We start from the raw sequence: 22092 nt of genomic DNA, 5'->3' as shown, positions 1-22092 counted from the left end.
GTCATGTCGTCTGCTGCGTCAAACGCCAAACGCGACACCGCCCCGTCGGATGAGAAAACGCTCCAGGGTTTGCTGCGCCGCGTGCGCCGGTCCACCGACGGCAACGGAACGCACGTAAGCCTCGGCGACGTGCTCGAGGCCCTGGGCCCTCGTACCTATGCGCCGCTGTTCGTGGTGCTGGGCCTGTTGATCGTCTCGCCGGTCGGCGATATCCCCGGTGCCTCTGCCGTGCTGGGGCTGGTCGTGGCGCTGATCGCAACCCAGTTCCTCCTGCTTCGCCGGACGCCCTGGCTGCCGCGCTGGGCGCTGGACCGCTCGGTACGCAGTGAATTGGTCGAACGCAGTCTCGGCTGGCTGGAAAAGCCAAGCCGCTTCGTGGACCGCCACCTGCATCCGCGGCTGCGTTTGCTCACCGGCCGTATCGGACGCTACGTGATCGCGGCCTGCTGTCTGTTTGCCGCCCTGCTGCTGGTGCCGCTGGAGTTCCTGCCAGGAGCCAGCACGGTGATCGGCAGCGCCCTGGTCGCCTTCGGCATCGCCCTGGCCACCCACGACGGCCTGGCCGCCCTGGTCGCCTTCGGACTCACCGGCGCTGCGATCGGACTGATCGTTTGGCAGGTGATATAACGCGGCACGCTGACCGGCAGGCACTCACGCAGGTCAGCGGCGTTGTCAGGTATCGGCCTATTCCGTTGAAAAACTAGCTTTCTGGCGGGCGTCAGGGTCCGGCGGTTTGGCCGGATCAGTGATTCTTTGGCCAGGGGAGACGGGAAAATGGGCGCGCAAGCGCCCTTAGTTCTCAAAGGGCCGTTGCCATTGCCGCTTCGGGGCCTTTCGGCATCAACCACGCTGCCATTCTTCGTAAATTCTGTGCGGTTGCCGCCAATAGGAACTCATCACGGGCACTTTTCAGGCCGCGCAGCCGCAACCTGTCTAATCGCAAGATGCGTTTGAGGTGTGCGAACAGCATCTCGACCTTCTTCCGATGCCGCCGTGACTGGGCGTATCTCTTCGTCGTCGACAGCTGGCGCGCCACGTCTCGTGCGGACTCGTTCACCTGGCGGGCGATTCTTCGGTGCGTCGTGTTGGGGCAGCACTTCGACTTCAGTTCGCAGCCGGCGCAGTCGTGAAAGTTGCTGCGATAGATCAGCGTGTTGTCGGCGGTTGGTATGCCGCTGGATCGCAGCGGCTTGCCTTGGGGGCAGCGATATTCGGCCGCGTCCGCGTCCCAAGTGAAGTCGGATCGCCCCAGCGTCCCATCCTTGCGCTGAGCTTTGTCCCAGACCGGCACGTGGGGCTCGATATTCTTCTCATCCACCATCCAGCCCAGCATTTCCGAGGTGCCGTAGGCGGTGTCGCCGATCAGCCGGGTCGGCTTGAGATCGAACCGTTGCTCGACCCGATCGACCATCGTCCGCGTGGCTTCGACCTCGTCGGTTCGATAGGCGGGCGTTGCCTCCACATCAAGGATAACGCCGGCTTTGACGTCGATCAGGTAGTTGGTCGAGTAAGCATAGAAGGCCGGACCGCCCGGCGCCGCGGTCCACTGCGCCGCCGGGTCGGTCAGCGACACATTCTTGGGTGGCGTGCGGGGCGCCTCCGCGTCGTCCAGCGCCTCCAGGTACTCGCGGACCGGGCGCGTGAGCGGTGACTCGCGATCCCAGGCGGCGTCGGCGCCCGGCACGCCCTTCTGCCGGTTGGCATCGGCCTTGATGACGCTGGCGTCGATCGCGAAGCCCTCGCCGCCGACCAGTCCTTCGGCCAGACAGCGCTCAAGCACTTTCTCGAACACGAAGCGCAGGGTGTCGTTGTCGCGGAAGCGGCCGTGGCGGTTCTTGGAGAACGTTGAGTGGTCCGGAACGGCGTCCTCCAGGCCAAGACGGCAGAACCATCGATACGCCAGGTTTAGGTGGACCTCCTCGCACAGCCGGCGCTCAGATCGGATACCAAAGCAGTAACCCACGATCAGCATCCGGATCAGCAGAGCCGGATCAATGGAAGGACGGCCGGTGTGGCTGTAGTGCGGAGCCAGGTGCTGGTGCAACTCGCCGAGGTCCAGAAACCGATCGATGCCGCGGAGCATGTGGTTTGCCGGGACGTGGTCTTCAAGGTTGAAGGCGTAGAACAGGGGCGCTTGCCCGATTTCCTGACGTCCCATCATCGCTGCGAACTCCGCTGGATCGATGGGAAGTCAGTGGACCAGGTTCAGCAGGCAGATTCAACCGAGCTTTTCAATGGAATTGGCCCAAAGCGAACATCCCGCTTGGAAGTGTGTCGTACGCTGCGTTGGGGTAACATTTTCCTCATCTCGAGGTTACCCAGAGTTCTCCCTATGGAACCGTGGTTCGCGGAAGCAACAGCAGTAGATGCTCTCGAGGCGGCAATCTGTTTCACGGTCAGTGACAAGTTCTACTTTGGACCCGATCGCCCCAGCGACCCTGGGGATCTGGCTAAGTTGGTCGTTCCGCTGGTTCCGCCCGACATTTCCCGAGTTGTGCCTTCCCTTGTACGAGTTTCCGAGGCATGGGGACACGAGGATGCTCTCGTAAACTATTACCGACAGATCATCGAACTCGCCCGAGAACACAACAAGAACTTTAACTCGATCCGTCACTACTTCTGGATGAGGGCATTCCTCTGGAATTCCGACGCGGAAGTTAGCGTGTCTTTCCCTTGGTACGACAGCCTTTCAGAGATTGAAGGCCTCTTCGGGAAACTTGAGGGGGTCGACTCGGGTCTCGTCACGAACGACGTTGATCAAGGATGGGCGATGGAGATTCACGCCGAGCAGGGAGCCTTGTTCATTCGAGAGCGGGACCCCGACTCGGACGAGACATACGTTAACGTCCGCGTTCCGCGGCACGAGCTTGTCCGAGAACTCAATCGGCTCAGGCATCAGGCGAAATCTATCGTGTCCTACTTGACGCAAGCGCTGGGTGCAGACGTATGGACAACATATGTGCGCGTCGAGCCGTCCTTTGGTTTCACCGTCTCGTCCGAGCTGCCCCCGGCACCCGTAGCCCCGCCCAAGAGAGCGTGGTGGAGGTTCGGGAAGGGTCTGTGACATTCCATCGCTGAGCCAGGGCCATGTCCGCTCTTGGCATCTTCTGTGGAAAAACTGGGGTCGCGAGAATCTGCCTCGGATTTTTGCGCGCCAGTGGTCCCGACGGCACCCTTCTGAGTCTCCGGATCGCTGCCAAGCGCGCAGACGCCAACTGTCGTGAGGATCAGGCACGCAGCCGTTTAGGCGAGCCGAGTTTTTCAACGAAATAGGCCAGAAGCGGACGTCGGAGTCAGGTCAGGTCAGCTGCGAACTGATTCGGGCCCCGGAGCGGCATCGAGGGAAACGGATTGCTATACCTCAACCGCTAAGCCGGTCTGCTCAGTACATTCCGCATCTGGTCTCGAGATTCATTGATGATTCCGGCCACATTCAGAAGAATGTCCTTGCCAGTGTCCTCACCGAGGCGCCGGCTGGAGATGAATCCCATCATGAGCCCTCCTCCAAACGAGAAAGGAACTTGGAAACTCTTTTCCTCAGCATCTTCTAGGAGTGCCCGCAGTTCCCCGACCCCATCAATGCTGGCCGCAAATTGTTCCCATACACGTAGGCGGGCGGTCTCTACGTTCGCCTGGTCGGTCACCCTTCTGAACTCTTCAGATGCTTCGCCGTCCCCAATGATCACCACTTCAGTCAAGCAGGTGTATGGCTCTGACTTCGGCACTTGAACAAAGGTAGCCTTAACAGCAACGTTTCCTTCGTCATTGAAGCCAGAGTTAATGGACCAGTCAACGTGATAGGTGTCCTCCTGAACTCGTGACAGGGAAGCGTTCGTAACTTTGGCGATGCCGTCAATGACTGCTCTTAGTCCGTCGTCAAAGTTCGTGCGGAAGTCAGCATAGAACTTTCCGCGCGCGAAGATTGGGATTTCGCAATCACGCAAGAGCACGGGCATTACCACGACGCGCTTCTCTTCCAGTTCACGCAGAAGGCCTGCGGACAATTCGCGCTTACACCATTCGGACTGAACTGATTCAGGGGATAGGACAACGAGAAGCGCGCTCGCCCCATCAACTGCATCTTGAATTCTGTCAATCAGTGAGTCGCCAACACTAAGTTCCCAGCGATCAACCCACACATGAACATTCTGTCGGACGAGCTGGACTGCCAGCTTGTCAACGAAGTCCTTGTCCTGATGCGAGTAGCTTATAAATACGGGCACGTCCATCCCCTTCCGGCAGACCAATTGAACCAATTAGACTCAGGAACTGGGCCCTCGCGTATGCGATGGCTACCATTCGGCTACACACCTGAACGGGTGCGATGCGCCCGTCGCAATCCGACGATTATCGCAAAGTTTAGGGCGGGCTGGTCCGTTAGAAAATCCGATGAACACTCGGACTTGATTACCCGGGTCAACGCTGCAAGTGCCGCCCCTTCAGTTGGCACGACGGCACTATGGCGGGACGGAGCCCGATCTGGGTTGGAAGACGGCCTCCTTGAGACACAGTTTTCTTGTAGGCCCAAAGCAGGAACGAGTGTAATACAGGCTAATGCCTGGATCAGTCCGACCCAAGAGACGGCTGGGCGAAGACGCTGAAGACTCACTACATTCACCGACGCGCAAAGCGGCTGATCCCAGGAAGCAGCAGACTATGGACTGTAGTAGCCGAGATCTTCGTAGGGCCCGAGATAATTCGAGATGCGCCTAGGCCGTCGCATGCATGTTGGTCCATTGCAATGACAGACTTACATACTATTCTCAACCCGTTGATCAGATTTGCTCCGGCGGATGAGTATCGCGATCATCGGCACCTACTCGGAAAGCATTCCCATGAACACGCTCCTCGGCAATGCCGTAAGTTCGATCCAGATTGGAATTGAGGATTATCGGTCCACTGATCCACGACGGATGTTGTCCGCTATCCGTAATCTCACAGCTGGCATCTTGCTCTTGTTTAAGGAACGTCTCCGGGAACTGTCTCCCCCCGACTCCGGAGACGTACTGATCATGCATAGCATTCAGCCGGCCCGCGGGTCGGACGGATCTATTCGCTTTATCGGGGCAAAGCGCCGCACGGTTGATGTCCAGCAAATACGAGAGCGTTTTGATGCACTACAAGTACGTGTCGACTGGAAACGATTCGAATCGATAGCGGAAGCGAGAAATAGCGCGGAGCACTTCTGTCTGCAGTTGCCCGAATCTAGAATCAAGGAAATTCTTTCAGACGCGATGCACATCATGCATGGCTTCATTAGGCATGAGCTTCAGCGCGAGCCGGTTGAGCTTTTAGGGGTCGAGACGTGGGGAGTTCTACTTCGGATCGGCGAGATACATTCTGAGGAACTGGCGACGTGCGCTGCGGCGCGGATGGGTATCGATTGGGGTAATGACATTTCGGCTGCCGTCTCTAATGACCTCCGCTGTGCGGGGTGTGAATCAAGGCTTCTCAAGCCGACCCATTCAACGAGTGGCACTCTTTCTTCACGACAGTTCTCTTGCGTCGCATGCGGGATGTCGAGTGCCTATTGCGACCTGATCGAAGCCGCAGTAGGGAGGCATTTCTTTGCCGACCTCTATCATGCGCACACGCGCGGCGGCGAGATGCCAGTCGGCAGTTGCTCAGCTTGCGGGAAGGAAGCCTTCATCTACGACTACGGAGTTTGCGCTGCGTGCGGAAGTGCAGAGTCCGTCTTGCCCTGCCAGTCTTGTGGTGAAGCATTTGAAAAGGAAGAGCTTGACGACGACGACGTCTGCGAGTTGTGCGCGAGCGTCTTGCATCTAAGCTCAAAGGATTAGACATCTGGGCCGGTTCGCTACTCTTGAGATCAGTCCGCTTCGGGTCGGAAACCGACCTGGCGCCAAGGCGGGATTCGTCCAAGAGCGGCCGGTTGGGCGGAAGTAATCATTCAATTGCAGAGGTGATAATGACACCGTTCATGAAGTGAACCTGAGAAGGCCTCCGAACTTTGAGTCACCTCAGTTCTTCCTCCAATTCCTTCTTACTGCTTCTTCCGCTTCTTTAAGGCGATGTATCTATCTCGTTGCCCCCTGTAGTCGATAACGAAACTCCCGAAAGGATGCTCATCTTGAGGATGCCCTTCTTTCCAGCAATGAATGTCCCAGCCACAATCGATGAAATCTGATGCGCCGAAGACAAACTCCAAAGCGTTCGTGAACAGGCACACTGCTTCGAAGTTTGCGTCGTAATCTAATTTTGGCTTGAATCCATGTACATAGTGGTTCCGACAGTCGACAGCATCGTCCAGAATCTCAAGAAGTCCTGGGAAAAGCTCATCGAGTCCCGTGCTCTGCGCACGAAATCTGACTTTCTGCTTGAGCGTCCTATCACCCAGTTTCTTGAGTGCTACAAGAATGCTTGATCGTTCCGGGCTCTCTGGCAAGGGACGGAAGAGTTGATCGGCCAACTTCGCCGCGCTAGCAAGCGCCTCAGGCAACTCAGCTCTCGGATATGCGGTTTCCGGGAAAATATCGAACATGTTCGCCGCGGCAACAATTCGGTCTATTGAATAGCCTTTCCTAGCAAGCGAAGCCCTGAAGCGCCATCGAGCACCCCTTCGTTCCTCGTCGGTGCGGGCATACTCCGAAAGAACTCCTTGAAGCTGTTCGCGTTGCTCAAGAGTGCATAGCAGAACATCTCGTGGTCCTGGCCGGCGGTCGGGTCTGCGACTCGGCCGGTGCTTCGTCTCAAAACTACGCACCAGGTCTAACCCGACTCCATCTGACTCGTCGACAAGTCCGAGCCTAATGTCACTCAAATCTTGAGGTCGCCCAATCGTAGTTTCAAAGAATCGCACGAGATTGGATAGGCCATCCAGCGCTTCACGAAGGATTCTTGGCTCAAAGAACTCGAGCCGAACTTGCACTCGATTTTCGATTCGAACTCCTCTCGGCCCACCAAATGATTCGACTGGCCTGTGACTCGCAATGACTACTCCATCGGGCACTTCAACCCGAGCCAGCTCAAAGCGGCCTGTGAAGTATTTGATGATCGGGACATCGCCAAGATTGAGCGGGCGAATCTTTTCTTTGTCTCGCCTTAACAACTCTTTGAAAGGCTCCGGATTGAGAACGGAACCAAAGTCGTCAAACTCATAGAAGACGGAGATCGCATCCTTCATGAAGAAGGAAATGGTAGAAATCGAAACATCCGACTCCGAGAGCGTTCGGCTTCCGAGGCAAACGTAGTGCGGGAAAAGTGTCGCCACGCTCTTTGCTTGATGCTCGCTTGGTGTCTTGGGCGCCCCCATTGATGCGTTTCGGATGTCCTGCAGAACACAGTCGAGAACAGACACGCTCCTGCCATCAAATAGCTCGCCTGTTACCGTGCGGTATGCGTCCGGAACTGGAGGGAACTGCTTATCGGCAAATAGCCGCAGTTTGGAGTTCTTGCCGGAGAGCAGCAGCGCCCCAAAATAGCACTCGCCATGCAACCAAAATTTGCCACTTAGTTCCTCGGTCACGATCATTTCCTCGAGCGGGTATTCAGGGAGCGGCGATGACTGCAGTGGGTCGGAAGCCGCCCTAGGGCAGGGTCAACCTCCGGCCAGGAGCAGACCGATCTTATCTGGGTAGTGGTAGGCAGCTTGCGTATGCACCGCACACTGAGACGACTTCACTTTGCAGTGTTGAGACACCCGTAAGAATTGCCAGGTGCTGAAAAGCAAGAACAGCGAGGCCGTTGCTGCTACGGAACATCTGGTCGAGCAGCGCCTGCGGTGCTTCAAACTTCGTCCAGTGAACTGCGTGAATTCCCGAGTGCACGAATGAGTTGAGCGGAAGCCATGAGCTTTCCTTGAACTCGCGGAGCGAGACCATGAGATTGGCCAGGCTTGGCTCTTCGTTGATTGCGCCAAGCATCTCGGCGGTCAGAGGGATGTTCTTGGTGGCCTGCTGGGATTCGGCGGACAGGTGTGATGAGAGCTTCTCAACCTGAAAGTCGCTCGCGCAGTGTAGCGACCAGACGCCCCGCAACAGCGCTTCGAACTGACTACGGAGAACTGCTGCCGAACCAAGCGCCAAGCCTGAATCGCACAAAATACGAACGGATGCACCGAAGTGGAGCGAGGTAATTGCCAGAGTTCGACTGAGACTGTAACGATCGGACGATTCGAAGGGTGGTAGATCGACCAAGTCGGTTAAGTGGCCAATCAGCTCCTCCGCTCTAGTTCTGTCCATTTACGCGCTCGCCGGAACTGGGGATTTGTACAAAGTATAGATGTCCGCTTCGGGTCGAAACCGGACTCCCTGCACAACATGGCAGCGACCGAAGGTCGCCGCCCGCGCACGCGGTGGGTCAGCGGTATCCCTGCGCCTGCAGCTTGAACAGGTGCGCGTAGTGGCCGTCCTGCGCCATCAGCGCCTCGTGGTCGCCGCGTTCGATGATGCGGCCGTCCTGGATGACGATGATCTGGTCGGCCATGCGCACGGTCGAGAAGCGGTGCGAGATCAGGATGGCGATGCGGTTCGTGGTCAGTTTGCGGAAGTGTTCGAAGATCGTGGCTTCCGCTTCCGCGTCCATGGCCGCGGTCGGCTCGTCCAGCACCAGGATGTCGGCGCCCGAACGCATGAAGGCTCGGGCCAACGCGATCTTCTGCCACTGGCCGCCGGAGAGTTCGCGGCCGTCGCGGAACCACTTGCCCAGCTGGGTATCGAAGCCGCTGGGCAGGGCTTCGATGAAGGGCGTGGCCATGCCCATGTCGGCGGCCTGCTGCCAGCGCTGGCGGTCCTCGAAATGGTCGACGTCGCCCACGCCGACGTTCTCGCCCACGCGCATCTGGTAGCGGGCGAAGTCCTGGAAGATCACCCCGACCCGCTGGCGCAGGGTGGCATCGTCCCACTCGCGCAGGTCGCGGCCGTCGAGCAGGATCCGTCCCTCGTCCGGGTCGTACAGGCGCGTTAGCAACTTGATCAAGGTGGTTTTGCCGGACCCGTTCTGGCCGACCAGGGCCAGCGATTCACCGGGGCGGATGTGCAGGTCGATGGCCTGCAGCGCCGGTGCCTCGCCGCCGGGATAGGTGAAAGAGACGTTCTCGAAGCGGATGCCATCCTCGGGCTCGGGGCCGCACTGCGCCGTGCCCAGCGAGGCCGGCACGGGCGTGTCGAGGTAGTCGTAGAGCGTGGACAGGTAGAGGTTGTCCTCGTACATGCCGCCGATCGCCGACAGGATCGCCGCCACCGCCGCCTGCCCCTGCCGGAACAGCATCAGGTACATGGTCATCTGGCCCAGCGTGATGCGGCCGACCACCGCGGTCAGCGCGATCCAGCCGTAGGCCGCATACAGGGTGAGCGTGCCGATCAGGCCGAGCACGAAGCCCCAGCCGTCGCGACGGATCGCCAGCTGGCGGTCTTCGCGGTAAAGCGTGTGGAAAATGTTCCGGTAGCGATCCAGCAGCAGCGGGCCCAGGCCATACAGCTTGACCTCCTTGGCATGGTCCTCGCGCGCCAGCACCGTCTCCAGGTACATCTGCATGCGGGTTTCCGGCGAGCGCCAGCGGAACAGGCGGAAGGCATCGCCGGAGAACTTGGTCTCGGCCAGGAACGCGGGCAGGCCCGCGAGCAGCAGGACGGCCACGGCCCAGGGCGAGAACTGCGCCAGCAGCACGCCGTAGCTGACCAGCGAGATACCGTTCTGGGCCAGGCCGAAAGTGCGCGTCACCAGTGACAGCGGCCGGCTGGAAGCCTCGCGCCGGGCGCGGGTGAGCTTGTCGTAGAACTCCGAGTCCTCGAAGTGCGCCAGCTGCAGGGTCAGCGCCTTCTCCAGGATCATCACGTTCACGCGTTGGCCCAGCTGCGCCCGCAGGAGCGACTGGCACAGCGAGATGCCGCGCTGCGCGCCGGCCAGGCCCATCACCAGCACCGCCTCGAGCGCGATCAGCCAGAACACCGGCGCCATCGCCACCGGCTCGCCCGCCGCGGCCGCGCGGCTGGCCACGACGACCGCATCGATGATCAGCGCGCCGACGTAGGCGATGCCCGCCGGCAGCAGGCCACCGATCAGGGTCAGCAGCCCCAGCCAGAGCGTCAGCGCGCGACTGGTGCTCCACACCAAGGCCAGCGCCCGCCCGCTGAAACGGAACACGCCGAAGAAGCTGCGGGTGAAGTCACCGCTCTCGGGCGTGCCGGTGGGTCCGTGGTGCGCCAAGCGTGATACCTGCGATCGGGCATCCGGCGGGATGCGGAGCCGCCATCATTGGGGCCCGCCCGCATCGATGCAACCGGAGGCCGGCGGCAGGAGACGCGAATCCCGGGAACAACTCAATCCGACGGTGACCGGAGCCTGTATCGCATCCCCTTGACCCGCGTCGCGTCCAGCACCAGCGAAACAACCCGACCGGCCTGATCGCGCTCGAATCGCGTCGTGTAGATGCTCGGTCCCTGGAAGGCGTCGGTTTCGCTCTTCGGCTCGATGATTTCCTCGGCGGCACCCCGGCTGGCCACGTACACGCGGCTGCCGTCCACGCGCACGTACAGCACGACGTCGATGTCCTCGCCCTCATAGGTGCCGGCGTACGCCGCCACCTGGGTCTCCGTCGCCCAGGTGGCAGGCGTCCACCGGAACAGGTCTTCACCACCGGACGTGTTGTTGGTGATGTCCCAGGCACTCATCACCAGGTCGGATTCACCGGGCTTGAAGCTCAGCACGTAGGTGGCGCCATCGAACTCGGAAGTGAACTGTCCGTCGCCGATCGGCGTCAGCGCGGGCATGGGCTCGCTGCCCTGGGGCGTGATCCGGAGGGTGTCGCCGGCAACGCTGATGGTCGCCCTGAAGTTTCCGCGCGCGTTGCGATACTCGCCGGCGTAGGCCCGCAGTTCATCGGTGGCCAGCTTCACGGGCGGGCCCGGCATGGGGGCGGCGTCCGTCGAGGGGCTCGCCTGCGGGTCCGGCGTGGTCGTGGCCGGCGCCGAGGGCCCCACGTACAGCCGGGCCACGTCCGGGCCGAAGCTCTCCATGCCCGGATAGAAGTTGCACAGCGTCGCCACCGACAGCGCCGTGCCGGCCACCTGTACCAGGTAGGTGTATTCGCCGACCCCGTGGAAAGCCACCAGGGGAATGCCGCGATGCTGGCGCCGGAACACGCCGAAGGAAAACGATGCCTGTCCGGCGTCGGTGGCCTGCGGCGGTGCCCCCGCTTCCAGCGATCGCAACAGGTCCGCCAGGCCCAGGGCGGGATTTCGCAGTGCCGCATCCCATCGGACGATGTCCTGGAGATTCGTCGTCACCGAAATTCCGCCGGTGGGGCTGCGGCGATAGCCAAGCACCCTGCCCCAGCCCCCGGTGCCTGCTTCGCTGAACAAGGCGTGCCCTGGGTAGGCCCCGGCCTGGCTGGCACCGATGCGGGTATGGGTCATGCCCAAGGGCTCGAGCAACGTCGCGTGCAGGTAGTCGTGCAGCGAGCCACCGGTCTTTCGCTCGACCAGGATCTTGAGCAGGCCGTAGTCGGTATTGCTGTACATCTGGCCCTGGCCCGGCGGGAAGCCAAGCTTTCCCCAGCGATGCAGTACGCGGAAGAACTCGTCTTCTGAAACCGGCGTTTCCATCGAATTGAACGCGGGGTCGAGCACGCCGTAGTCGGCCAGGCCACTGGTGTGGTGCAGCAACTGGCGCACCGTGACGGCGGAGGCGTAGGCGGGCAGCTCGGGCACATGCTTGCGCACCGCATCGTCCAGGCCGAGCTTGCCGTCGCGTGCCAGCATCGCGACGGCAAGGGCGACGAACACGCGCGTCTCGGAGTACGGAAGCCAGTGCACCGTGTCGTCCCGGCGCTCGACCGCGAGCGCCACGTCCGCCATGCCGTAACTTTTCTGGAAGAGGACCTTGCCGTCCTCGATGACGGCGACGCTGCAGCCGGGCGTCGACGGGCTGTCGTAGCGTTCGAAGATCGCGTCGACCGCGCCGGGCGGAGGCGACAACCTGAGCACGGCGGCCTGGGCCTGGCCGGCCAGGCCGGTCGCCAGGGCCACGAGGGGGAACACTGCATGCCGCTTGGGCTGGAAGGTCATGGCCTGGCTTGTCCTGGGGGTATCCGATGAAGGGCTCCAACGTGGCCGGGCGGGAATTGCGGACTTCGCCGAGGCGGGGGCCAAAGAAAAAGGCCGCCCCGGGGGGCGGCCTTCTTCCTGCAACGCTGGCGTGGCCTCAGAAGCTGAAGCGCAGGCCCAGGCTGCCGCTGTTGCGTTCCTGCTGGTCGTCGCTGAACCGGCCGCTGTAGGCCAGGAAGGCGGTCAGGTTGTCGCTGACCTGCCAGTTCACGCCCAGGTCGGCGCTGATCCAGTCCTTGGACGGAGTGAAGCCCGGCATGGTGAAACGGCCCGGCATCGAGTTCGAGCCGGCGTTGACGAACAGCTGGTCGTCTTCGGACTCCTCGTTGTGCGCCACGCGCAGGAACGGCCGGACGGTGCCGGCGTTGCCCATCAGCTGGTAGCCGACGCGGGTGACCATCGAGTCGCGGTCGAAGCCCGAGTAGTTCATCGAGGTGGCGCTGCCGCTGTCCTCGGCGAAGCCGTCGACTTCCTGCTGCACCCAGGACGCGCCCACGAACGGGCCGTGCTGCATGCTGCCCATCTCGAACAGCCAGCCCAGGCCGAGCTCGGCGCCGAACAGCGAGGCGTTGGTGGAACCTTCTTCCTCGCGCACCGACGGGCCCAGCACGATGCCGCGGCTGACGTCGATCGAGGTGCTGCCGCCGCTGACCGCGCCGTGCACGTAACCGCCGCCGCCGAAGCGCAGGGTGCCGTGCAGGGAGCCGATGACCGAACGGCCGTCGAGGTTGCCCATGCCGGTGTCGGTGTCGTGGTTGCCCAGGGTGATGCCGAAGCCCCAGTAGGCGTTGTCGGTGATCCGGTGGTTGGCGCCGACCGACAGGCTCAGCACGTCGGCCTCGGCGCCCGGGACGGCGGCGCTGGCGTCGAAGTCCTGCTGGCCGTACTGCACGGTGGTGTAACCACGCACGGTGCCGGTTTCACGATCGAGCTGGAAGTCCGACATCACCTCGTCGTTGATGGCGCGGACGTGGTTCTCGTTGATCTGCACGCCGGCCTCGCCCGCCATGGAGAACTGCACCGGCGCGGCGATGGTCGACATCACCACGTTGGCCAGCATCGCGTGCGCGGCGCCGGTCGGGTGCACGCCGTCGGCGAACAGCCAGGTTTCGTTGGTGCCCGGCGCGTAGCCGGCCGGCAGGCCGGAGCCGGCCGGGCCACAGGCGATCGAGCTGGGCGGGTTGCAGGCCATGCCGGTGACGTTCTGGAAACCGAAGCGGCCCGGGTTGGCCATGATTTCGCTGATCAGGCCGAAGGTGTTGATCGGGATGATGCCGTCGCCCAGCTGGGCCAGGCCGGTGTTGAGCGCGCTGTTGTAGACCACCGTGATCTGCGACACCGACGAGGCGTTCGCGGTGCCCGCGAACTGCGGCGTGGCGCCGAGGTTGGGCAGGTTGTAGACGATGACGTAGTTGGCGCCGGCGGCCTGCAGGCGGCCGATCTGCTGCACGTAGGCGGTCGCGGCGGCGACGGTGTTGGCCTGGGCATTGGCCGGGTCAAGGGTCAGCGTCGCGAAGATGTCGTTGGCACCGCCCCAGATGCTGTACAACGCGTTCGGGTCGGCGACGCCGCCGGTCAGCGACAGGTACTGGGTGACCTGGGCGGAAATGTTGGGCACCGGGTTGAGGCAGGGGCCGGCGGCATTCACGCAGGCGCCGCCCCAGGCGAAGTTCGGGCCACCCGACAGCGAATTCAGGCCAGGCAGGCCGAACGCCGCCGCGATGATCTCGGCGGCGACCGGATCGGGGTTGGTGGTGAAGCTGTTGCCCGCGGGCAGGCCCTGCGCCTGGGCGATGTTGCCCGAGTCACTGAGGCTGTCGCCGAAGACGTAGAAACCGGTGAACTCCTGGGCCTGGGCAGCGCCGGTGCAACCGAGCGCCAGGGCCAGCGCGCCAGCGAGTTTGTGGGAACGGGGCATGTGAGACTCCTTGGAAAACTTGGACTTGATAGATGACCACGTGCCCAGGGTCTCCTTCGTGCGCGCCGGCGGGAACCGGTGCACACGCCCTCCCTTGAGCCGCTGCCGGCCACATTAATCCAAAGGCCGGTTCCATACCACCGGGTAGGGTCAGGGCGCGACCCGGGCACCACGCAGGCGCGGCTTGCCGTCGACGATTTCGGTCCAGGCCAGCCAGGCCTCGCCGCCGCGCAGCTGAAGCCGCGGGAAACCGGTGCCGCGGCCCCGGCCCGCCAGGTCGGCCACCTTCAGGCGCAGGTGTTCGGCGGCCAGGTCGGGGCCATGGCGGGTGAGCCACAGCGATTGCCGGCCGCCGCGCTCTTCGATCCACGCGGTCCAGACGCCGGAGGCGTCCACGGCGACATCGACGCGGCCCTGCAGGCTGTCGCCACGGGCGACGATGGTCGGCGCCTGGAAGCTGCGGCCACCCGTATCCGACCGCGCCAGTCGCAGCGACGGCGTACCGCCCGCCGCGGTGTACCAGGCCACCCAGGCCTGGTCGCCACGTGCCGCGATGGCCGGACCGTTCACCGGGCAGGCCGGCATCATCCAGCGGTCGTCGTGCACGGTCACCGGCGCCTGCCACCGGCCGTCTTCGAAACGCGCCACGGCGATGTCGCGGATCTCGCCCTCGGCGCGGTCGCGATAGGCCAACAGCACGCCGTCGCCACTACGCGCACTGTCGGTCTGGCAGCAGTCGCAGGTGCTGGTGTCGAGTTCGGTTTCGGCCTGCTTGCCCTGGGCGGTGAACACCGCGGTGCGCAGGGTCATGGCGCCGCCGTGGCCGGCATGGTCGCCATGGCCACCGCCGCCGGTGTGCCGGCCGTCGAGCCAGGCGATGCCCAGGCCCCCGCCCGGCTGCGGCCACAGGGTGGCGAAGCCGTGTTCGGTGGGCGTGCCGTCGTCGTGCACGGCGGGCATTTCGCGCCAGGTTTTTCCGCCGTCGTGCGAAGCCTGCAGGCGCACGTCGTAGGCATAAGGCGCGTCGCCGTTCTTGACCAGCACGTGGGCCCAGAGGCTGCCGTCTTCCAGCACCTGCAGGGCCGGGAAGTCGGCCCAGTTCACGAACCAGTCCTTGCCCTGGGCCGCCACCTGCGTTGGCTGCCAGTCACCGCCTCGTGGGTAGCGCGAATAGGCGAGCCGGTGGCCGCCATCGTCGCGCCGCTCGATCCAGCTCAGCACGAGGTCGCCGCCGGGGGCGAGCGACAGGTTGGGCTGGGCCGATTCCGGCGGCGCCGGCAGCGCCCACTCCGAAACGGTGGCGGCCTGCAGCGGCAGGGCGAGCAGGAGCAAGGCGAACGGGACGGTTTTCATGCCGACAATCTAGCCGCCGGGGGCGTCGCCGTCACCGTGCCGGTAGCCCAGGTGTTCGTGCAGGGCCGCCAGCTGGGTGCGGAACCGGCGTGCCTCCCAGGCAACGAGCCGCCAGCCCAGGTCCAGCAGCAGCGCGAACCCCAGGCCGCCGACGAGACCCCCGACCACCAGGGCATTGATATGCGTGCCGACGGCGCTGGCGCCTTCGCCGTAGCCGGTCAGGCCGATCAGCCAGGCGCCCAGCCGGTGCGTGCCGTAATAAATGGGCGCCAGGGTCAGCGGGTTGGTCACCATCTGCAGCGCGGCCATCACCGTCAGGTTGCCTCGCAGCCAGATCGCCGCCGCCAGGCCGATCGCCAGCTGCAGGCCATACACCGGCATCAATGCGATCACGGCGCCCGAATACAGCGACACCAGCACGTGCTGGCGCTTGAACGACCACAGGTAGGGCCGTTTGCGCGCGGCTTCGGCGAACCATTTGATCACCGGATAACGCGCGATGTTGGCGCGCCGCGGCAGCGGCCGCAGCCAGCGCCGCAGGCGGCGCCGGCGCGCCAGCCAGCGGCGATGCAGGGGATGCGAACGAACGGGCATGCCTGGGTCGCGTCGCCTCAGGCGACGCGACGACCCTTGCGCCGGGCCAGCTGCACCAGCAGCAGGGAAATCGCCGCCGGCGTCATGCCCGGGATGCGCTGGGCCTGGCCGATGGTTTCCGGACGCACGCCGGCCAGCTTGCCCTGCAGCTCGGCCGACAGGCCGGGCAGGCCGGCGTAGTCGAAGTCGTCGGGGATGCGGGTGTCTTCGTGGCGGCGCTGGCGTTCGATTTCGTCGCGCTGGCGGTCGACGTAGCCGGCGTACTTGACGCCGATCTCGACCTGCTCGGCCACGGCCGGGTCTTCGACGCCGGGACCCAGCGAGGCCATCTGCATCAGGGCGGCATAGTCGAGCTCGGGCCGCTTCATCAGGTCCAGCGCGGTGCATTCGCGGCTGAGCGCGACGCCGGTGCCGGCCTCGAGCTCGCGCGCGAGCGCGCCGCCCGGCGTGGCCCAGATCGCCTGCAGGCGCGCACGCTCGGCGGCCACGGCCTCGGCCTTGCGGGCATGGGCCGCCCAGCGCGCTTCATCGACCAGGCCCAGTTCGCGACCAACCGGCGTCAGGCGGGCGTCGGCATTGTCCTCGCGCAGCTGCAGCCGGTATTCGGCGCGGCTGGTGAACATGCGGTAGGGCTCAGTGGTGCCGTGGGTCACCAGGTCGTCCACCAGCACGCCCAGGTAGGCCTGGTCGCGGCCTGGCGACCAGGCCTCGCGCTGCTGCACCAGGCGCGCGGCATTGACGCCGGCCAGCAGGCCCTGGGCCGCCGCTTCCTCGTAGCCGGTGGTGCCGTTGATCTGGCCGGCGAAGAACAGCCCGGCCACGGCCTTGGTCTCCAGCGATGCCTTCAGGCCACGCGGGTCGAAATAGTCGTATTCGATGGCATAACCCGGACGCGTGATGACGGCGTTCTCGAAGCCACGCATCGAACGCACCATGGCCAGCTGCACCTCGAAGGGCAGCGAGGTGGAAATGCCGTTGGGATAAACCTCGTGGGTGTCCAGGCCTTCGGGCTCGACGAAAACCTGGTGCGAGGCCTTGTCGGCGAAGCGCACCACCTTGTCCTCGATGCTCGGGCAGTAGCGCGGGCCGACGCCTTCGATGGCGCCGGCGTACATCGGCGACTGGTCCAGGCCGCCGCGGATCAGGTCGTGGGTGCGTTCGTTGGTGTGGGTGATGAAACACGACACCTGGCGCGGGTGGTCGTCGACGCTGCCCAGGAAGGAAAACACCGGACGCGGATCGTCGCCAGGCTGTTCGGCCATCACCGCGTAGTCGAGGCTGCGGCCATCGATGCGCGGCGGCGTGCCGGTCTTGAGCCGATCCACCACGAACGGTCCCTCGCGCAGGCGCTGCGCCAGCGTCGTCGCCGGCGCCTCGCCGGCGCGTCCGCCCGGGTGCTGCTGCAGGCCGACATGGATGCGGCCGGCCAGGAAGGTGCCGGCGGTCAGCACCACCGCCGGTGCGGTGAAACGCAGGCCGGACTGGGTGACCACGCCGCGCACTTGCCCGGCTTCGATGACCAGGTCGTCGACCGCCGCCTGGAACAGCGTCAGCCCGGGCTGGTTTTCGACGAAACGACGGATCGCCGCCTTGTACAGCGCGCGGTCGGCCTGGGCGCGGGTCGCGCGCACCGCCGGCCCCTTGCTGGCATTGAGCGTGCGCCACTGGATGCCGGCCAGGTCGGCGGCGCGGGCCATGACGCCGCCCAGGGCGTCGATCTCGCGCACCAGGTGGCCCTTGCCGATGCCGCCGATGGCCGGGTTGCAGCTCATCTGGCCGACCGTCTCGATGCTGTGGGTCAGCAGCAGCGTGCGCGCACCCGCCCGTGCGGCCGCGAGGGCCGCTTCGGTGCCGGCGTGGCCGCCGCCGATGACGATCACTTCATAGCTGAGCATGGTCGGAGTCCGGTGGTGGGCCGCGATTATCCGCCCTGGGGATCGGCCGCGCACCTTGGCATCTGCTTGGCACGCTTCCTGCTTAAACCCCAAGGCACCTACCGCGGCCAACGCCGGGGGGCGTCGACCAGACTGAACAGGGGCTGGTCAGGCGCGCGGTAGGGATGCCAGGGCCTGGCGTTCCCGGGGGGGAACGCCAGGCCCTTTTTTTTGGCTTTCTGCAGCGATCCGGAAAGTCCACGGCGCTGCGGGGTTAAAGTCGGCGCCCGGCGGGTCTTGGAACAGGGGGAATCCAGGGGACCTGATGCCGGACGCCGAACAGAGGGTTCAACCACCCCTGCGTCACAACGTGACGCAAAGTGTCAGTCGGCGTCCGTAGGATGCTCCGCCGTCCGGGGTGACGCAATCCCGAATGGCCCCAAGACCCTACTGTTCCTCATCTGATGTTCTGTTTTGTGACCGGGTTCTCACTTGCGGGCGCGGCGCAGGCGCTGCCTGCCGCGGAGCCGGCTTGGCCATGGGCTCGGCCCGGGGCATGGGCGCCGGACGGGCCTGGGGCGCTGGCCGGGGCGGCTGCATGCGGCGTTCGCCCTGGGCCTGGCGCAGGTCCGGGGCCGACGGGCTGACCGACTGCCGCGGCTGTGACCGCACCGGCTCCGGATACCGCATGCGCGGACCGCCTGCCCGGGCCGGCGCCGGCTGCACCGGCGCGCTGGCGCGCGGATACGGGGCGCTGATCGGTTCGCCGCGCACTGGCTGGCGATAGCGCGGCCGCGGCAGCGGCTCGCCTTGCCCGGCCTCGGCCGGCTTGGTGTAGGGACGCGGACTCCGGTCGAAGCGGTCCGCGGGGTCCGGTTTCGGCCGCGCCTGGCCACCGACGGCCGGTGCCGGCTTGGTCACCGGCCGCAGCGACGGGTCGCGGGCCGGTTCTCCACGCACGATCGGCCGCGGCGCCGTGGTGCCGGGGTAACCGGGGCGCGACGCCGGCGGTGCACGGTCCTGCACGGGACGGTAGCGGTCCGGGCGCGGCTTGGGCATCGGCTGCGGCCAGCGGTCGTAGTTGCCTTCGTTGCCGTAGTACGGGTAGTCCGGACGCGGGTTGCGGTCGCGATAGCGCGGGCGGTGGTAGTAGTTGTAACCACCGTACCAGCCGAGATTGCCCCAGCCCCAGGTGTTGCCGATGGAAAAGCTCCAGCCCGGGGAATAGTGATACGGGTAATAACCGCCCCAGGTCGGCACGCAGCCGTAATAGCTGCGGCAGCGGTAGCGGTCCAGGCCCCAGAACGGCGTGTAGCCGTAGCCGTAACCGATGCCGCTGCTGTAGTGGTAATCGTAGTCGTAGCCCCGGTCGGCGCCGTAGTAGTAGTCGCCTTCGCCATCGTAGGCGGGGTAGTAATAGCCCCCGTCGCGATAGACCGTGCGGTCGCGATAGTAGCCATCCCCGTAGGTCGCGCAGCCGGTTAGCGCGAGAAGCGGGACGAGCAGTGCGAACAGGCGTTTCATGGCATATCCCCGAGTCATGCGGGGCAGTCTTGGCGCCAGGGGGTGAATACCCCCTTAATTCGCCCGGACGGCAGCGCGGTGTGAAGAACCGGCTCGTTCGAACCGGTGTCAGTCCAGGAGGCGCTCGAGCAGGTCGCGACCGTCGGGCGACTGCAGCCGCCCCTGCAGGGAAACCAGGGCCTCGCGCGCCTGGTCGCGCTGGGGCGAAGCCCAGCGACGCCAGCTTTCGAAGGCCCCGAGCAGGCGGGCGGCGACCTGGGGGTTCACCGGATCGAGCGCGGCGACCTGGCTGGCGACCAGTTGGTAGCCGCCGCCGTCGCGGCGATGGAAGGCCAGCGGATTGGACCGGGCCAGGCTGCCGACCAGGGCACGAACGCGGTTGGGGTTGGCCGGCTTCCACCAGGTCGAGGCCATGAGCCCCCGCACGTCGTCCAGGGCCTCCGGGTGCGGGCGGGTGGCCACCAGGCCGATCCACTTATCGGTGACCAGCGGATCGGTCGCATGCGCTTCCCGGAACGCGGCCAGGGCCGATTCGGCGCCAGGCGCACGGAAATGCAGCAGGCAGCGCAAGGCCACGATGCGTTCGGTCATCGTGCCGCCGGCGTCGAACTGGGCCCGGGCCAGCCGGGCCTCGGGATCGAGCCGGGTCAGCCAGGACAGGCAGGCATTGCGCAGCGCGCGGGCGGACATCGCCTGGCCCGAGAGGCCTTCGCGCGCTGCCGCGGCCAGTGATTCGTAACGGGACTGCAGGCGTTCGACCTGGTCTTCGGCCAGGCGGTCGAGCAGCTCTTCGCGCCGGCCGACCAGGCCCTGCACGTCCACTTCCGCGACCTGTTCGGCCAGGGTGTCGAAATCGGGAAGCGCCAGGCACTCGGCGACGAAGGCCGGGTCGGCGCCGGCGTCCGCCAGCAGGTCTGCCAGGGCATCGGAAAGCGCGCCCGTTGCCGCTTCCGCATCGGCATCCCCCAGCAATGCTTCGCTGGCCAACTGCTGGATGAGGTCCCAACGGTTGAAGGCATCGCGCTCGAGCCGGGCCAGGCGGGCCAGTTCGTCGACGCCGTAGTCGAACTGCAGTTTCACCGGGGCGGCGAAACCCTGGTTGAAGGCGGGCAGCGGCTTGCCGCGCAGGCCGCGCCAGCGCAGCACGTGGCGTGCCTGGCTGAGCTCGACCAGGCCGTCGCGCACCGGGGCGTCGGCTTCCGGCGCGGCGCTGATGACCGCGCCCTGGGCGTCGTACAGCACGTAGCGCAACGGGATGACCAGCGGCTGCTTGTCCGGCTGGCCAGGCGTCGGCGGGGTCGCCTGGTCGATGGTGAGCGTGTAGTCGCCGCTGGCCTCGTCGAAGTCCGCGGCGATGGACACCGTGGGCGTGCCGGCCTGCGCGTACCAGCGGGCGAAACCAGACAGGTCGCGGCCGCTGGCCTGGGCGTGGGCGTCGATGAAGTCTTCCAGGGTCGCCGCCTTGCCGTCGTTTTCGGCGAAATAGCGGTCCATGCCGGCGCGGAAGGTTTCTTCACCCACCAGGGTGTGCAGCACGCGGATGATCTCGGCGCCCTTTTCGTAGATGGTCAGCGTGTAGAAGTTGCTGATTTCCTTGTAGCGCGCCGGTCGCACCGGGTGCGCGAGCGCGCCGGCGTCTTCGGCGAACTGGCGGGCGCGCAGCAGCCGCACGACTTCGATGCGCTTGAGCGCACGCGAGTGCAGGTCGGCACTGAACTCGGTGTCGCGGAACACAGTGAGCCCTTCCTTGAGCGAGAGCTGGAACCAGTCGCGAAGGGTGACCCGGTTGCCCGACCAGTTGTGCAGGTATTCGTGCGCCACCACCGATTCGATGGCGAGGAAGTCGGCATCGGTGGCGGTGGCCTCGTCGGCCAGGATGTAGCGGGCGTTGAAGATGTTCAGGCCCTTGTTTTCCATCGCACCCATGGTGAAGTCCTGGGCAGCGACCACATTGAACACGTCCAGGTCGTAGCAGCGCCCGAAGCGTTTTTCGTCCCAGCGCAGCGCGCGTTCGACCGCGCCCAGGGCGTACTGGCAGCGCGGGACGTCGGACGGCTCGGCCCAGACGTTGATCTCGACGTCGCGGCCCTCGGCGGTCCGGAGCTGGCGGCTGACGCGTTCGAGCGGACCGGCGGCGATGGCGAACAGGTAGGCCGGCGTGGGATGCGGGTTCTCCCAGGTGGCTTCGTGACGGCCGTCGCCCAGGTCCTGGCTGGCCAGCGGGTTGCCGTTCGCCAGCAGCACCGGGAAGGCCTCGCGGTTCGCACGCAGGACGATCCGCCAGCGCGGCATCACGTCCGGGCGGTCGGCCATGAAGGTGATGCGGCGGAAGCCCTGGGCTTCGCACTGGGTGAGCAGCAGCGATCCGCTGCGGTAGAGACCTTCGAGCCGGGTGTTGTTTTCCGGATGGATGCGCACGCGCGTGGCCAGCTCGCAGTCGCCGGACAGGCCGTGCACGGTCAGGCGGTGGCCGTCGTAAACGAAGCGTCCGGCCGGCAGCGATTGGCCATCGACGCTGATCGACAGCAGCTCCAGGCCTTCCCCGTCCAGTTCCAGGGGCTGGCCCGGCTGGTCGGCGTCCGGCGACAGGTGCAGGCGCGCCGCCACGACGGTGGCGGCAGGATCGAGCTCGAACTCAAGTTCGGCCAAGGAAACGCGCCAGGCCGGTGCGCGGTAGTCGGCGAGATGGACGTGGCCATCGCCTCGGGACTGGATCATAAAAATGGAACATCCGGGGAAACTGCAGACTTTTGCTAGGCTAGCA

The 22092-nt window shown here is 64.9% G+C and carries 15 protein-coding genes; 3 read left to right on the top strand and 12 right to left on the bottom strand.

Features of this window, described 5'->3' with window-relative positions; genetic code table 11:
* Positions 1–3 precede the first annotated feature (3 nt).
* On the top strand, positions 4–627 hold the full coding sequence (locus tag N788_RS10575; protein ID WP_084696011.1) for an exopolysaccharide biosynthesis protein: 624 nt from the start codon (positions 4–6) through the stop codon (positions 625–627).
* 172 nt (positions 628–799) lie between these two features.
* Here the strand turns inward: N788_RS10575 and N788_RS10570 are convergent, their stop codons facing one another.
* Positions 800–2161 carry an IS1182 family transposase gene (locus N788_RS10570; RefSeq protein WP_034224827.1) on the bottom strand — a complete coding sequence of 454 codons (1362 nt, stop codon included), beginning with the start codon at positions 2159–2161 and terminating at the stop codon, positions 800–802.
* 171 nt (positions 2162–2332) lie between these two features.
* Here N788_RS10570 and N788_RS14735 point away from each other — a divergent pair, with 171 nt between their 5' ends.
* Positions 2333–3064, top strand: coding sequence for a hypothetical protein (locus N788_RS14735; RefSeq protein ID WP_152560459.1), 732 nt, complete (start codon positions 2333–2335; stop codon positions 3062–3064).
* 304 nt (positions 3065–3368) lie between these two features.
* On the opposite strand, the gene N788_RS14430 is transcribed toward N788_RS14735, so the two are convergent.
* Entirely contained in the window at positions 3369–4229 is an 861-nt protein-coding gene (locus N788_RS14430) for a toll/interleukin-1 receptor domain-containing protein (protein WP_084696010.1), read from the bottom strand.
* Between the two features lie 564 nt (positions 4230–4793).
* Here N788_RS14430 and N788_RS14730 point away from each other — a divergent pair.
* Complete coding sequence (locus N788_RS14730) at positions 4794–5801, top strand: hypothetical protein (RefSeq protein ID WP_160171923.1); 1008 nt, start codon at positions 4794–4796, stop codon at positions 5799–5801.
* Positions 5802–6004: 203 nt separating this feature from the next.
* On the opposite strand, the gene N788_RS14725 is transcribed toward N788_RS14730, so the two are convergent.
* The 10 genes from N788_RS14725 to pepN all read right to left on the bottom strand — a co-directional run bounded on the left by N788_RS14725 (position 6005) and on the right by pepN (position 22046).
* Positions 6005–7486, bottom strand: a complete 1482-nt coding sequence (locus N788_RS14725; protein WP_152560458.1) for an ApeA N-terminal domain 1-containing protein — start codon at positions 7484–7486, stop codon at positions 6005–6007.
* Between the two features lie 100 nt (positions 7487–7586).
* Entirely contained in the window at positions 7587–8201 is a 615-nt protein-coding gene (locus N788_RS14030) for a DUF6988 family protein (protein WP_051924573.1), read from the bottom strand.
* 118 nt (positions 8202–8319) lie between these two features.
* A complete protein-coding gene (locus N788_RS10555; RefSeq protein ID WP_244444122.1) occupies positions 8320–10167 on the bottom strand; it encodes an ABC transporter ATP-binding protein in 1848 nt (615 codons plus the stop codon).
* 113 nt (positions 10168–10280) lie between these two features.
* Positions 10281–12026, bottom strand: coding sequence for a serine hydrolase domain-containing protein (locus tag N788_RS10550; RefSeq protein ID WP_034224825.1), 1746 nt, complete (start codon positions 12024–12026; stop codon positions 10281–10283).
* Between the two features lie 136 nt (positions 12027–12162).
* Positions 12163–13983, bottom strand: coding sequence for an autotransporter domain-containing protein (locus N788_RS10545; protein ID WP_034224823.1), 1821 nt, complete (start codon positions 13981–13983; stop codon positions 12163–12165).
* A gap of 150 nt (positions 13984–14133) precedes the next feature.
* Positions 14134–15336, bottom strand: a complete 1203-nt coding sequence (locus N788_RS10540) for a hypothetical protein (protein ID WP_051924572.1) — start codon at positions 15334–15336, stop codon at positions 14134–14136.
* Between the two features lie 9 nt (positions 15337–15345).
* Positions 15346–15930, bottom strand: coding sequence for a DUF2062 domain-containing protein (locus tag N788_RS14025; protein ID WP_051924571.1), 585 nt, complete (start codon positions 15928–15930; stop codon positions 15346–15348).
* 17 nt (positions 15931–15947) lie between these two features.
* Positions 15948–17825, bottom strand: coding sequence for a tRNA uridine-5-carboxymethylaminomethyl(34) synthesis enzyme MnmG (mnmG, locus tag N788_RS10530; RefSeq protein ID WP_034224821.1), 1878 nt, complete (start codon positions 17823–17825; stop codon positions 15948–15950).
* 426 nt (positions 17826–18251) lie between these two features.
* On the bottom strand, positions 18252–19328 hold the full coding sequence (locus tag N788_RS10525; protein WP_034224819.1) for a hypothetical protein: 1077 nt from the start codon (positions 19326–19328) through the stop codon (positions 18252–18254).
* A gap of 108 nt (positions 19329–19436) precedes the next feature.
* A complete protein-coding gene (gene pepN, locus N788_RS10520; RefSeq protein ID WP_034224817.1) occupies positions 19437–22046 on the bottom strand; it encodes an aminopeptidase N in 2610 nt (869 codons plus the stop codon).
* Between the last annotated feature and the right edge of the window lie 46 nt (positions 22047–22092).

The organism is Arenimonas donghaensis DSM 18148 = HO3-R19 (assembly GCF_000743535.1).
Taxonomy (GTDB): domain Bacteria; phylum Pseudomonadota; class Gammaproteobacteria; order Xanthomonadales; family Xanthomonadaceae; genus Arenimonas; species Arenimonas donghaensis.
Note: the sequence above shows the minus strand (reverse complement) of the source record. Positions and strands in the feature narration are given on the sequence as shown.

What these genes read in the sequence shown, in the direction of transcription:
- N788_RS10575 (WP_084696011.1), top strand. Translation starts at nt 4, where the DNA reads ATGTCGTCTGCTGCGTCAAACGCCAAACGCGACACCGCCCCGTCGGAT.
- N788_RS10570 (WP_034224827.1), bottom strand. Translation starts at nt 2,161, where the DNA reads ATGATGGGACGTCAGGAAATCGGGCAAGCGCCCCTGTTCTACGCCTTC.
- N788_RS14735 (WP_152560459.1), top strand. Translation starts at nt 2,333, where the DNA reads ATGGAACCGTGGTTCGCGGAAGCAACAGCAGTAGATGCTCTCGAGGCG.
- N788_RS14430 (WP_084696010.1), bottom strand. Translation starts at nt 4,229, where the DNA reads ATGGACGTGCCCGTATTTATAAGCTACTCGCATCAGGACAAGGACTTC.
- N788_RS14730 (WP_160171923.1), top strand. Translation starts at nt 4,794, where the DNA reads ATGAGTATCGCGATCATCGGCACCTACTCGGAAAGCATTCCCATGAAC.
- N788_RS14030 (WP_051924573.1), bottom strand. Translation starts at nt 8,201, where the DNA reads ATGGACAGAACTAGAGCGGAGGAGCTGATTGGCCACTTAACCGACTTG.
- N788_RS10550 (WP_034224825.1), bottom strand. Translation starts at nt 12,026, where the DNA reads ATGACCTTCCAGCCCAAGCGGCATGCAGTGTTCCCCCTCGTGGCCCTG.
- N788_RS10545 (WP_034224823.1), bottom strand. Translation starts at nt 13,983, where the DNA reads ATGCCCCGTTCCCACAAACTCGCTGGCGCGCTGGCCCTGGCGCTCGGT.
- N788_RS10540 (WP_051924572.1), bottom strand. Translation starts at nt 15,336, where the DNA reads ATGAAAACCGTCCCGTTCGCCTTGCTCCTGCTCGCCCTGCCGCTGCAG.
- N788_RS14025 (WP_051924571.1), bottom strand. Translation starts at nt 15,930, where the DNA reads ATGCCCGTTCGTTCGCATCCCCTGCATCGCCGCTGGCTGGCGCGCCGG.
- mnmG (WP_034224821.1), bottom strand. Translation starts at nt 17,825, where the DNA reads ATGCTCAGCTATGAAGTGATCGTCATCGGCGGCGGCCACGCCGGCACC.
- N788_RS10525 (WP_034224819.1), bottom strand. Translation starts at nt 19,328, where the DNA reads ATGAAACGCCTGTTCGCACTGCTCGTCCCGCTTCTCGCGCTAACCGGC.
- pepN (WP_034224817.1), bottom strand. Translation starts at nt 22,046, where the DNA reads ATGATCCAGTCCCGAGGCGATGGCCACGTCCATCTCGCCGACTACCGC.